General features: G+C 66.7%; 10 protein-coding genes and 2 pseudogenes. 4 read left to right on the top strand and 8 right to left on the bottom strand.

Annotation, left to right across the window (positions count from 1 at the left end; genetic code table 11):
- The 5 genes and pseudogenes from CSW58_RS01870 to CSW58_RS01850 all read right to left on the bottom strand — a co-directional run.
- Positions 1 to 800: glycoside hydrolase family 99-like domain-containing protein (locus tag CSW58_RS01870; protein WP_099446086.1), on the bottom strand; the 800-nt coding region annotated here is incomplete at its 3' end.
- A 129-nt stretch (positions 801 to 929) separates the two neighbouring features.
- A pseudogene (gene mmcB / locus CSW58_RS01865) lies at positions 930 to 1,382 on the bottom strand (DNA repair putative endonuclease MmcB).
- Between the two features lie 51 nt (positions 1,383 to 1,433).
- A pseudogene (locus tag CSW58_RS01860) lies at positions 1,434 to 1,972 on the bottom strand (lipocalin family protein).
- A gap of 5 nt (positions 1,973 to 1,977) precedes the next feature.
- Positions 1,978 to 2,505, bottom strand: a complete 528-nt coding sequence (locus CSW58_RS01855; RefSeq protein ID WP_099446085.1) for a lipocalin family protein — start codon at positions 2,503 to 2,505, stop codon at positions 1,978 to 1,980.
- An 85-nt stretch (positions 2,506 to 2,590) separates the two neighbouring features.
- Complete coding sequence (locus tag CSW58_RS01850; RefSeq protein ID WP_099446084.1) at positions 2,591 to 3,718, bottom strand: ferritin-like domain-containing protein; 1,128 nt, start codon at positions 3,716 to 3,718, stop codon at positions 2,591 to 2,593.
- Between the two features lie 97 nt (positions 3,719 to 3,815).
- Between CSW58_RS01850 and CSW58_RS01845 the strand changes: the two genes are divergently transcribed.
- The gene (locus tag CSW58_RS01845) at positions 3,816 to 4,565 is read left to right on the top strand and encodes an NAD-dependent deacylase (RefSeq protein ID WP_099446083.1); all 750 of its coding nucleotides are present in this window, start codon (positions 3,816 to 3,818) and stop codon (positions 4,563 to 4,565) included.
- Positions 4,566 to 4,587: 22 nt separating this feature from the next.
- Here CSW58_RS01845 and CSW58_RS01840 read toward each other — a convergent pair whose 3' ends face one another.
- Both CSW58_RS01840 and CSW58_RS01835 read right to left on the bottom strand, forming a co-directional pair.
- Positions 4,588 to 6,489 (bottom strand): monovalent cation:proton antiporter-2 (CPA2) family protein, encoded by a 1,902-nt coding sequence (locus CSW58_RS01840; RefSeq protein ID WP_099446082.1) that lies wholly within the window; start codon positions 6,487 to 6,489, stop codon positions 4,588 to 4,590.
- 3 nt (positions 6,490 to 6,492) lie between these two features.
- A complete protein-coding gene (locus tag CSW58_RS01835; RefSeq protein WP_099446087.1) occupies positions 6,493 to 7,071 on the bottom strand; it encodes an NAD(P)H-dependent oxidoreductase in 579 nt (192 codons plus the stop codon).
- A 123-nt stretch (positions 7,072 to 7,194) separates the two neighbouring features.
- On the opposite strand from CSW58_RS01835, the gene CSW58_RS01830 reads away from it, so the two are divergent.
- Both CSW58_RS01830 and CSW58_RS01825 read left to right on the top strand, forming a co-directional pair.
- Positions 7,195 to 7,935: a CoA transferase subunit A gene (locus CSW58_RS01830; protein ID WP_099446081.1), complete on the top strand. Its 741-nt coding sequence runs from the start codon at positions 7,195 to 7,197 to the stop codon at positions 7,933 to 7,935.
- On the top strand, positions 7,935 to 8,576 hold the full coding sequence (locus tag CSW58_RS01825) for a 3-oxoacid CoA-transferase subunit B (protein ID WP_099446080.1): 642 nt from the start codon (positions 7,935 to 7,937) through the stop codon (positions 8,574 to 8,576). Before CSW58_RS01830 ends, CSW58_RS01825 begins: the two co-directional genes overlap by 1 nt.
- Positions 8,577 to 8,630: 54 nt before the next feature.
- On the opposite strand, the gene CSW58_RS01820 is transcribed toward CSW58_RS01825, so the two are convergent.
- Positions 8,631 to 10,208, bottom strand: coding sequence for a glycosyltransferase family 39 protein (locus CSW58_RS01820; RefSeq protein ID WP_099446079.1), 1,578 nt, complete (start codon positions 10,206 to 10,208; stop codon positions 8,631 to 8,633).
- Between the two features lie 197 nt (positions 10,209 to 10,405).
- On the opposite strand from CSW58_RS01820, the gene CSW58_RS01815 reads away from it, so the two are divergent.
- Positions 10,406 to 11,573: carboxypeptidase-like regulatory domain-containing protein (locus CSW58_RS01815; protein WP_143755047.1), on the top strand; the 1,168-nt coding region annotated here is incomplete at its 3' end.

Raw genomic sequence — 11,573 nt, 5'->3', positions numbered from 1 at the left:
TTGTCCCAGGTGTGGCCGACGCAGGGATACTGCTTGTGCGCGACGGGTGAGGCTCGGAACTCCAGGTCGACCATCTTGCGGTGGTCGATGATCTTGACGCCGACAAAGGCGGGATTGCGTGAAAAGACCAGGGGCGTGCGGACCTCGACGGAGCCGTCGAAGCCCGCGGCGGCCGCGTCCCAGTCATCGGCGACGATGCGGACGGCCAGTAGATGCAGGCCGGGAAGCCCTGCTTCCTCGGCCATCTGGCGCCAGCGCCGGCAGTGGGCCAGGGGGTCTGGCAGGTTCCGGGGGGCGAAGATCAGCATCAGGGGCCGACCCTCGACGGTGATGTAGCGCGGGTCACGAAACGCTTTCAGCAGATACTCGAAATGCGCGGTGTCATCGGCCTCGCCCGGATAGGTCTGCTCCATGAGCATGCGATTGGGCGCGCCGTGCCAGATGCCGGTCCAGCTCTGGTTGGCCCAGCAAAGGCAGAAAGGAAAGTCGGGCTCGCCGCTGGCCAGGACCTCGTTGAACGGTCTTTCCAGCAGCTGTCGGCCATCACCGAACCAGTAGTGATAGTAGCAGAAGCCCTCGATACCGTAGCGGCGGGCGAGGTCGGCCTGGGCGGCGCGGGTTTCGGGAACCCGCAGGTCATAGAAGCCCAGATCAGCCGGCACGTGCGGCTGATAGTGACCCTCGAACAGCGGCTTGGCCTTGGCGGCGTTGGTCCATTCCGTAAAGCCGGGGCCCCACCAGGCGTCATTCTCCGGGATCGGATGGAACTGCGGCAGATAGAAAACGATCGGGCGGACCATCAGGGCTCCGTCAACTTCCCAACGCGGGGCTTAGGAATGGAGAAGGCCCGATTCCGCGCGTCATCAATGGCCCATCCAAACCGATTTGCCGCGTTCGATATAGAGGAAAGACCGTTGGGACCGGACCGGCTACAGGGCTTCGGCGGTCATGCCGGCGGCGCGCATCGCCGCCAGACGCGCGAAGGCCAGGGTCAGCGCCTTGCGACGCGCCGGGGCGAGGGGCGCCACGGGCGCCTCGCGCACCACCGCCCCGCCGAAACTATCGGCGACGATCAGACCGGGTTCTTCCGGCAGGATCCCGTCCGGGAACTGCGGCGAGACGGCGAAATAGAAGGCGTCGCAATAGGGCCCGTATTCCGGCCATTTGCGGTCGATGCGGAAGTCCTCCAGCCCGGACTTGACCGTCGACGATCAGGATGTCCCCCTTGGGGCCCAGGGCCATCAGGTCGGCGCGCCGGCCATGGGCAGGGTCACCTCGGCCAGGGGGCATAGCCGAGGGACCCCAGGAATCGCGCGCGCCGCGGGTCACCAGATCCGTGGTCGCGGGGCCGCGACGGGGCGAAGATCGATCACGACGTCCATGCGTCGATCTTGTTCTAGCTTTGTTCGGGGATCAAGTCCCGAGCCGCGCGATCACTCTGGAGCGGCTTGGACGGTCGGTCGCAGCAGGGTCACGTCATAGCCGAGAGCCTTGGCCCGGGCGGTCAAGGCGGCCGATCGGCGTCGGTCGGACGCTCTCGCGACAGAAGCCACAGATACCTGCCCGAACCCTCTCCGACGATCGACCAGCTGTAGTCTTCGGCGTGGTCGAGCACCCAGTAGTCGCCCCAGAACGGACCGAAGAACGAGACCTGCAGCTTGGCGTTGGTGGCGGCGTCGACGACCTTGGCCTTGCCCTCGCTGCTCTTGACCGGCCCGTCGACCGCGCCCTGATGGCAGGTGTTGAGCACGCGGATCAGGCCGTCGGGCCGCTTCGAGTACTCCGCGGTGACGCCTTCACAGCCCTTCTCGAAGCGCATGTCGTAGCGGGCGACCTCGTACCAGCGGCCGAGATAGCGATCCAGGTCGACGCTCTTGGCCGGCTGGGGCGGGTTGGGATTGCCGCTGGGACCGGCGACACAGGCGCCTAGGAGGAGGCTCGCGGCGGCGAGGAAGAGAATCTGGCTTTTCATGCGGCTCACTTGGCGGGATGGGCGGGGAATTCAAGTTTGGCGTAGCCCAGGGACCTGACCCGGGCCAGGGCGACGGCCTTGGCCGCTGGGGTCATCACGGCCTGGCGCGCGAGCAGCCAGACATAGTTCCCGCCCGGCGTCGCCATGATCGCCCAGGACTGATCGTCGGCGCGGTCCAGCACCCAGTATTCCTGCTTTTTGAGTCCCCCGAGGAAACTCATCGAGAACTTGGCGTTGCCCGTGCCGGTCAGGATCGTTCCGCGGGTGGTGAAGATCTTGGCGGGGCCGGAGGCGCTGCCCTTGCGGCAGACCTGCACGACCTTGAAGGCGTCGTCGCCCGTGCTGGTGAACTGGGTGGTCGCCGCCTCGCAATCGCGTTGGCCGGCATTGGGCGTACGGGAGATCTCGAACCATTTGCCCGAATAGAAAGCGAGCGAAACGGGCTTGGCCGGAGGCCTCGCGCCGGCCATGGCCGTTCCGGAACAGGTCACGAGGAGCAGGCCTGCAAGGAACGTCGAGACGGAATTGCGCATTCGGAAACCTTGCCCCAAGGCGACCTAAACGCAAACCGCCCGCCAGTGTTCCTGGCGGGCGGCTGTCTCAGGACAGTCGAGGAGACTATTCGGCGGCGATGCTGACGGCCGCGACCGGGCGGTCGCGGAAGTTGATGGCCTGCAGATGGCGGATGCCCTCCTCGGCGATGTCGTCGCCGACCATCCGGTCGCCCTCGCCGCGCAGTTCGTCGATATCGACGTACATGGCGTAGAAGGCCTTGGTGCGGTCGGTGATGATGCCGGCGTTCAGCAGTGTCTTGACCAGCACGCGGAAGATGTTGGTCTGCTCCTTCATGGCCTCGCGACGAACGTCGTCGGTCATGATCTTCCCGTACTCCTCGACGACCTTGTCGGGATCCAGGCCGAACTCGGCATAGAGATCCAGCTGCTGGTGCGGCGAAACGAGATTGAAAAGCAGGGTCTGGAAGCAGTGCGCCGCCCAGTCCTCGATGATCGCGTGCTCTTCGGCGCTCAGCTTGGGCACCGTACGGTCGGCCCAGATCTTGCCGAACTTGTGGTGGAAGGCTTCGTCGGTCATCACCAGCTGCAGCATCTTCTTGCCGACCGGATCATTGATCTGGTTGTAGAAGGTGGCGAAGGCGCCCATGGCCAGACCCTCGACCAGCATCTGCATGCCGATGATCTTCTTGTAGACCTCGGGGGCGCCGATGATCTCGACCAGCAGGGTCTTCAGGGCCGGGCCGCACTCGACCGGGCGGCCCCAGCGGACCTTGATATATTTGGCGAAGGCCGTGACGTGGCGAGCTTCTTCGCGGGTCTGATTGGCGGCGTATTCCTGCGCGCCCTGGTCCTTGAGCACGTGGCACAGGCTGGCCGACAGGTTCAGCGCGCCCTGCTCGCCGTGCAGGATCGATGAGAAGCTGCGCAGCACCGACTGGTTGATGAAGCGGATGCGGGTCTTGGGGTCGCTAAGGTGGTTGGAGACATAGTCGGTCGATAGGGCGATCACGAGATCCTCGGGCACCAGGGCCTGGTTCTCCATGTCGAAGGGTTCGTCGAAGTCGATATAGGCCTTGTCCAGCGGGTCCCAGAAGTGATCGTGGGTCGCGGAAATGATCTTGTCGAACGCGCTGGAGCGGTTGTTGTAGCGGTCGAGTTCGAGCATCGACTCGAAGTCGTCCGGCGCAACCGCGTCGTACATGGCGTCCTTGGTGATGTTCTTGTCCGTCATGGCGGTTCCTCCAGGGAAAAGGCCGGGGTTCGTCTGCGCGGACCGCCAGGCTATCTAAACACTGTCAACTCATGCGCTCGGAACGGTCAAATTAAAAATGACGGCAGTGTCAAGTTTGAAGGGGTCCGACCAGGGTCGATCGGGATCCAACATCTTCGTGCTGACCGGGGCCGGCGTCTCGGCGGAAAGCGGCCTGGGCACCTTTCGCGACCGCGACGGCGTCTGGACGAAATATGATCTCAACGACGTCGCCACGCCCCAGGGCTTCGCCCGGGATCCGGACAGGGTGCGAGCCTTCTACAATGCCCGTCGTGCCAATCTGGCGGGCGCGGCGCCGAACGCCGCCCATTTCGCCCTGGCGCGGCTGCAGCGCGAGATGAGTGCGCGGGGCGGCTCGGTGATGATCTGCACCCAGAATGTCGACGGCCTCCACGAGCAGGGCGGCGCGGTCGAGGTGGTTCACATGCACGGCCAGCTGCTGGTCACCCGCTGCCAGGCCTGCCAGGCGACCTGGCCCGATCGGCAGGCGATGCGGGCCGACACGGTTTGCGGCGCCTGCGGCAGGACCGCGACGGCGCGGCCGCATGTGGTCTGGTTCGGTGAGACGCCGCTGTTCATGGAGCGGATTGTCGACGCCGTTGAGGCCGCTGACCTGTTCGTGGCCATCGGCACGTCCGGATCGGTCTATCCGGCCGCGGGCTTCGTCGCCCAGGCGCGAGACCTGGGCATCCGCACCTGCGAGATCAATCTGCAGCCTTCGGACAACGCCCGCGCCTTCGACGAGCGGCTCTATGGCCCGGCCAGCGAAGTCGTGCCCCAGTGGGTCGAGACGGTGCTGGCGGTGTGATCCACGCCAGCTGATCGGCCGACTAGCTCGCGCCCTCGCGCTCGGCCCGTTCGCGCAGTTCCATCTCGAGGCTGGACGTGTCCCAGCCGCCGCCCGCGTCGCCGGGCCGCAGGCGCTGCAGGTCGGCGGCCAGCAGGCGGTCCATGGTCTTGGCGGCGTCGCGCGAGGCCAGGATATAGGCCTCCTCCTGACCCCACATCGGCCGCAGGTCCTCGAAGGTCTTGCGGTCGTGGCGGCGGAAGAACGAGGCGGCGCGGTGAGCCCGGTGGGCGCGGAAGCCCAGCTTCTGCAAGGCGGTCGCGCCCAGCGACAGCGCCGCCTCGAAGGTCTCGCGCTCGACGGCGTCGGCGCCGTTGGCCAGCAGGTCATAGGCGTGACGGCGATCCCAGGCTCGGGCCAGGATGGTCAGGTTGGGAAAGGCCCGGCGCGCGGTCTCGACCAGTTCGACTGTCTTTTCGCGATCGTCGATGGCCACGATCAGCATCTTGGCCGTATCCGCCCCGGCCTGGCGCAGCAGGTCCAGCCGCGTGGCGTCGCCATAGTGGACGCTGCGGCCGAAGCGGCGCAGCAGCTCGATCTGTTCGATATCGGTGTCCAGAACCGTCGAGCGAAAGCCGTTGGCGGCCAGGAGGCGACCCGTCACCTGCCCGAAACGGCCAAAGCCCGCGATGATGATGTCGGGTTCCTGCTCGTCGAAGTCGCCGGTCTCGGGTTCGACATCGGGGATGGCGGCGTTCAGGCGCTCGGCGATCCGCTCATAGAGGATCACCGCGACCGGAGTCAGGGCCATGGAGACCGCGACGGCGGCGGTCAGCAGGGCGGCCAGGGTCGCCCCGATCACCCCGGCCCCGACCGTGAAGGTCAGCAGCACGAAGGCGAACTCCCCGCCCTGGGCCAGGGCCGTGGCCACCGCCGCCGCGCCGCGGGCGGGGGCCCCGAACAGCCGGGCGATGCCGAACATCACCAGGAACTTCAGGATCATCAGACCCAGCACCAGACTGATCAGGGTCAGCGGTTGGCTGGCGACCAGGCGCAGGTCGATGCCGGCCCCGACCGTGATGAAGAACAGCCCCAGCAGCAGGCCCCGGAACGGTTCAATGTCGGTTTCGAGCTCGCGGCGGAACTCACTTTCGGCCAACACCACCCCGGCCAGGAAGGCTCCCAGGGCCGGCGACAGGCCGACGGTCTGCATCAGGCCCGCCACGCCGACCACGATCAGCAGGGCGGCGGCGGTGAAGATCTCGCGCAGCCGCGCCTCGGCGATGAAGCGGAAGATCGGGCGCACCACATAGCGGCCGCCGCCGACCACGGCGCCGACCGCGGCGAGCACCGCCAGGCCCTGGGCCCAGGCGGGAAGGTGCGAGATCAGGCTGGCGCCGTGGCCGCCGTCGCCGTGCACGGCGGGCGGGGCGACCGTCGCCAGCAGGGGCAGTAGGGCGAACATCGGGATCACCGCAAGATCTTGCAGCAGCAGCACCCCGAAGGCCGCCCGGCCCACGGGCCCTTGGCGCAGGCCCTTCTCGTCCAGGGTCTGAAGGACGATGGCGGTGGACGACATGGCCAGGACCAGGCCCACGGCCAGGGCCGTCTGCCAGGGCAGGCCCAGCAGCAGCGACACCCCGGCCACCGCCAGGGCTGTACCGACCACTTGGGCCCCGCCCAGGCCGAAGATGGTCTTGCGCATGTCCCACAGGGTCGAGGGTCGGACCTCGAGCCCGATCAGGAACAGCAGGATGACCACGCCGAACTCGGCGAAGCGCATGACGTCGGCCTGCTGGCCGACCAGGGACAGGGCGAAGGGCCCGATGACGACGCCGGCGATCAGGTAGCCGAGCACCGAGCCCAGGCCCAGCCGCTTGGCGATCGGCACCGAGATCACCGCCGCGCCCAGATAGACGATCGCCTGGATGAGGACCGCTTGCATGTTTCAGGCTCCCAGTTCGGCGTCGGCCGGGGCGAGCAGGGACGCCACCCGCGCCCGGTAGCGGTCGGCCTCGGCCTTCAGCGCCTCGTCGGTCTTGACCGCGGCGCCGTGCACGACGAAGGGCGTTTCCCAGACCATGCCGCACAGATAGGCGGTCTGCTCCAAGGGCCGCAGGAAGTCGTCCATCGAGAAGCGGTTATAGCCATGGGCGTGATAGGCCTTGGCCCCGCCGCCGGTGGTGCAGGCCACGAACAGGCGCTTGCCGGCCAGGGCGTTGCCGTCGATCCCGTAGGCGAAGCCGTGCAGCCACACCAGGTCCAGCCACTCCTTGAGCAGGGCGGGCGTGGAGTACCAGTAGAGCGGAAACTGCAGGGCGATTACGTCATGGGCCAGCAAGGCGGCCTGCTCGCGCTCGATGTCGATCGCGAAATCGGGATAGGTCTCATAGAGGTCGTGAAACGTGACGCCCGATTGGGTCTTGGCCGCCTTGGCCAGGGCGCGGTTGGCGCGCGAGCGTTCTAGTGCGGGATGGGCCAGCACCAGCAGCACGCCGGACGTGGCCGTTGGGCGGGCGGGAGTGATAGTCTCGCCACTCACGCGCCCGCTCCGGTCCTTGAAGTCTTTGGCGGAATTTTATTCATCAAGGGTTGAATTTCTCCAGCCGACGCTTCAGAGCAATCGGCGAACGTCGCTCCGGGAGGAACCATGGTCGACAAGGTAAAGTCCACCGCCGCTGAGGCGCTGGCGGGTCTGTTGTTTGATGGCATGACCATCATGGCCGGAGGCTTTGGCCTGTGCGGCATTCCGGAAAACCTGATCGCGGCGATCCGCGAGACGGGGGTCAAGGATCTCACGGTCGTCTCCAACAATTGCGGCGTCGACGGATTTGGCCTGGGGATCCTGCTGGAGAACCGTCAGATCAAGAAGATGGTCTCGTCCTATGTGGGCGAGAACAAGCTGTTCGAACAGCTGTACCTATCTGGCGAGCTCGAGCTGGAGTTCAATCCGCAGGGCACGCTGGCCGAGCGGATCCGCGCCGGCGGGGCGGGCATTCCGGCCTTCTTCACCAAGACGGGAGTCGGCACCCTGGTGGCCGAGGGCAAGGAAGTGCGCGACTTCGACGGCGAGCTTTACGTGATGGAGCGCGGTCTCGTCGCCGACCTGTCGATCGTCAAGGCCTGGAAGGCCGACGCCGAGGGCAACCTCGTCTATCGAAAGACCGCCCGTAACTTCAACCCGATGATGGCCACCGCCGGCAAGGCCTGCGTGGTCGAGGTCGAGGCGATCGTGGCGATCGGCGAGCTGGACAAGGACGGCATCCATACGCCGGGCATCTATGTCGACCGCCTGGTCAAGGGCGCGGTGTTCGAGAAGCGCATCGAGCGGGTCACCACCCGCGCGCGCGAAGCCGTCGGCGAGAACGCCGCAGCTGGAGTTGAAATCTGATGGCCTGGACCCGCGACGACATGGCCGCCCGCGCCGCGCGCGAACTCCGCGACGGCTTCTATGTGAACCTCGGCATCGGTATTCCGACCCTGGTGGCCAACTATATTCCCGACGGCGTGTCGGTGACGTTGCAGAGCGAAAACGGCATGCTCGGCATGGGTCCCTTCCCCTATGAGGGCGAAGAGGACGCCGACCTGATCAACGCCGGCAAGCAGACGATCACCGAACTGGACTCCAGCTCGTATTTCTCGTCGGCCGACAGCTTCGCCATGATCCGCGGCGGCCATATCGCCCTGTCGATCCTGGGCGGCATGCAGGTGTCGGAAAAGGGCGATCTGGCCAACTGGATGGTGCCCGGCAAGATGGTCAAGGGCATGGGCGGGGCCATGGACCTGGTGGCCGGCGTCAAGCGGGTGGTGGTGGTCATGGACCATTGCGAGAAGTCCGGCGCGCCCAAGCTGCTCAAGGCCTGCTCGCTGCCGCTGACCGGCGCCGGCGTGGTCGACCTGCTGATCACCGAGCTCGGCGTGTTCGAGATCAACCGTGGCAAGACCCCGGTGCGTCTGATCGAACTGGCCCCGGGCGTCACCCTCGATGAGGTCAAGGCCAAGACCGAGGCCGCCTTCGAGGTCGCGCTCTGAAGACATGACGATAGAGCTTTCCGGGTCGGATGTTTTTACCTGACCCGGAAAGCTCTAGGGGGCCGTCGCGCCTGTCTTGGCGGGTTCGGGCGGCCGTCCGGTCCCGGGGTCGCGGGCGACGGGGGCGAAGCCCTCGGCGATGAACAGGTCGGTGCGGCGAACGTGTTTGTGGTCCAGCCGCACCCGGATGATCTCAAGCCCGGACTCGGCCTTGAAATCCTGCTCGATCTTGGGGCGATAGACGCCCTCCAGGCTGGCGATCAGCGCCCTGCGTCCCAGGGGCGCGTTCAGCGGCGCCTCGGTCTCGGCCTGGTTCTGCGGCGCGGACTCATGCACCCAGATCCGCAGCGGCGGCGCGCCGGGCCCGGCGAAATAGTCCCGACCGTAATAGGCCGCGACATTGAACAGGAAGCGGTCGTCGACCGCCACGGCCGACAGCCCGCCCTTGGCCTGCTCTTCCTGGGCCCGGGCGATGATCGCCTGCACGGTCTCGTCCCAGCCGCGAGCCCGCTTGAAGCTGTTGGCCATGCCCATGCGCTCGGCGATCAGCGGGTTGACCACCCAGATCAGGAACAGGGCCGCCAGCAGGGCCTGCGGGGCCAGGCCGGCGATCAGCCAGCGTTGCGCCCGCCAACGGGTCATCCAGCCGCCGACCAGCACCGAGCCGCCGACATAGGCCGCGGCCGCCCAGTTGGCGTTGGCCCGCGAGACGAAGGCCTCGCCCGCCACCGCGATCAGCGGCGGGACGGCGAAGCACAGCAGCAAGAGGTCGGCCGGCTTCAGGCGGCGCCGGGCGATCATCAGTCCCCCGCCGCCGATCAGCACCGCGAACGGCAGGGGTCCGAAGACCATGAACTGCGACCCGATGAACCCGGCCAGTTCGCCGATGTTGAACAGCTGCTTGGAGCCCCAGTTGGCGTTGTCGGCGGTGTGCTCCAGCGTCTTGAAATGGTGCTCGAGGTTCCAGTGCAGGTTGGGCGCGAACACCAGGGCCAGCAACGCCACGAAGGCTCCCAGGGCGGCGGGCGTCCAGGCGCGGCGCGCCTCGCGGGACAGGGCGGCGTGGGCCAGGAGGGCGATGACGGCGTAGACGGCGGCGTATTTCGACAGGAAGGCCAGGCCGAGCGCCGCGCCCATGCCGGCGGCGACCAGGAGCTTGCGGCGGCCCTCCGCGGCGGGAAGTGACACATAGGCCCAGATCGTCAGGGCCAGGAACAACAGCAGGGGCGTGTCGGTGGTGATGACGCCCGAGGACAGCTGCACGCCCGGCATCAAGCTGAACACCGCCGCCGCCGCCAAGCCAGCCCAGGCGCTGTAGAGACGCTGCGCGATCCGGAAGATCACCAGAGCCGTCAGCCCGTTCAGCAGCGGCGTCGAGACCCGGATCCACGGCTCGGCGTCGCCGCCCACCGTCGTGGTCAGCCAGATCAGCCAGGCGATCATCGGCGGCTTGGAATAATAGCCGAAATCGAGGGTGCGGGACCAAAGCCAGTACTGGGCTTCGTCCGGATACAGTTCCAGCGGTGTCAGGAACAGCGCCGTGACCCGCAATATCGTCAGGACCCCGACCAAAACTAGGGTCAGCTTCCAGGCGCGAGCCTCGTCCGCGCCTGCGATAACCCCCTGCTTCACGCCGTTTTCTCCTGCACAAGTAAGAAGTCGCTGACCAAAAGTGTTGCAACGGCGCCGATCGTTGCGCCTTTATCCGCGATCGTGTCCATTCCGTCACCAAAGCTTCTAAAACAGCGTCTAAAGAGCGGTTCAAGATAGGACGCCGTGCGCGCCTCGACACGCACAACGCCGATAATGAGGGGTTTATAATGATTTCGATGAAAAGACTCGCTGCCGGTTCGGCGTTCGCCGTGCTGGCGCTGGCCTCCGCCAGCGCCGTCCACGCCCAGGAAACCACCAGCGCCATGCGCGGCACGGTGACCGCTGACGGCGCCCCCGTGGCCGGCGCGGCCGTGACCATCGTTCACGTTCCGTCGGGCACGCGCGCCACCACCGTTTCGGAAGCCAATGGCGCGTTCGACGCCCGCGGCCTGCGCGTCGGCGGCCCCTACGAGATCACCGTTCAGTCGGCCAGCCGCGAACCGCGCACGATCAGCGGCGTGTATCTGAGCCTGGCCGACACGGCCCGGGTCGATGTCGACCTGACCTCGGACCAGGTTGAAGCCATCACCGTCACCGCCGCCGCGTCGAGCGATGGCGACACCGGCCCCAAGACGGTCCTGAATCGCGACGCGATCGAGGCCGTGGTCTCGATCAACCGCGACGTCCGGGACCTGGCGCGCCGCGACATCCTGGTTTCGCAGAACGTCCGCAACGACGGCGGCATCTCGATCGCCGGCTCGAACCCGCGCACCAACCGCATCACCATTGACGGCGTCGCCGCCCAGGACCCCTACGGCCTGGAAACCGGCGGCCTGCCCACCGCGCGCGGCCCGATCTCGCTGGACGCGGTCGAGCAGTTCAGCGTCGCGGCCGTCCCGACCGACGTCGAGAACGGCTCCTTCACCGGCGGCGCCTTGAACATCGTCCTGCGTTCGGGCGGCAACCAGTTCCACGGTTCGGCCTTCGTCAACTATCTGAATGAAGGCCTGATCGGCCGCCACATCGGCAACCAGCGCATAACGCCCCTGATCAGCCAGAAAAACTATGGCGGCTTCCTGTCGGGCCCGATCTGGAAGGACAAGCTGTTCTTCGCCGGCTCGTACGAGAAGTACGAAACCCTCGACGTCACCGGGACCGGCCCGGTCGGCGCGGGCTTCGCGACGCCCTTCGCCAACAACTTGACCCAGGCCACGATCGACCAGATCGTCGGCATCTACGACACCAACTACGCCAGCGACTTCGCCGCCGGTTCGATCCTGCGCTCGACGCCGGTCACCGACGAAAAGTACTCGGCCAAGCTCGACTGGAACATCAACGACAACCACCGCGCCAGCCTCAGCTATCGCCGCGCCGAGTCGCTGTTCACCTCGCGGACCGGTCTGG

It is taken from the genome of Caulobacter sp. B11 (assembly GCF_002737765.1).
Lineage (GTDB): Bacteria > Pseudomonadota > Alphaproteobacteria > Caulobacterales > Caulobacteraceae > Caulobacter.
Note: the sequence above shows the minus strand (reverse complement) of the source record. Positions and strands in the feature narration are given on the sequence as shown.

Bases quoted from the DNA above. Each gene is read 5' to 3' on its own strand.
- CSW58_RS01855 (WP_099446085.1), bottom strand. From the start codon at position 2,505: ATGCGCAATTCCGTCTCGACGTTCCTTGCAGGCCTGCTCCTCGTGACC.
- CSW58_RS01850 (WP_099446084.1), bottom strand. From the start codon at position 3,718: ATGACGGACAAGAACATCACCAAGGACGCCATGTACGACGCGGTTGCG.
- CSW58_RS01845 (WP_099446083.1), top strand. From the start codon at position 3,816: ATGACGGCAGTGTCAAGTTTGAAGGGGTCCGACCAGGGTCGATCGGGA.
- CSW58_RS01840 (WP_099446082.1), bottom strand. From the start codon at position 6,489: ATGCAAGCGGTCCTCATCCAGGCGATCGTCTATCTGGGCGCGGCGGTG.
- CSW58_RS01830 (WP_099446081.1), top strand. From the start codon at position 7,195: ATGGTCGACAAGGTAAAGTCCACCGCCGCTGAGGCGCTGGCGGGTCTG.
- CSW58_RS01825 (WP_099446080.1), top strand. From the start codon at position 7,935: ATGGCCTGGACCCGCGACGACATGGCCGCCCGCGCCGCGCGCGAACTC.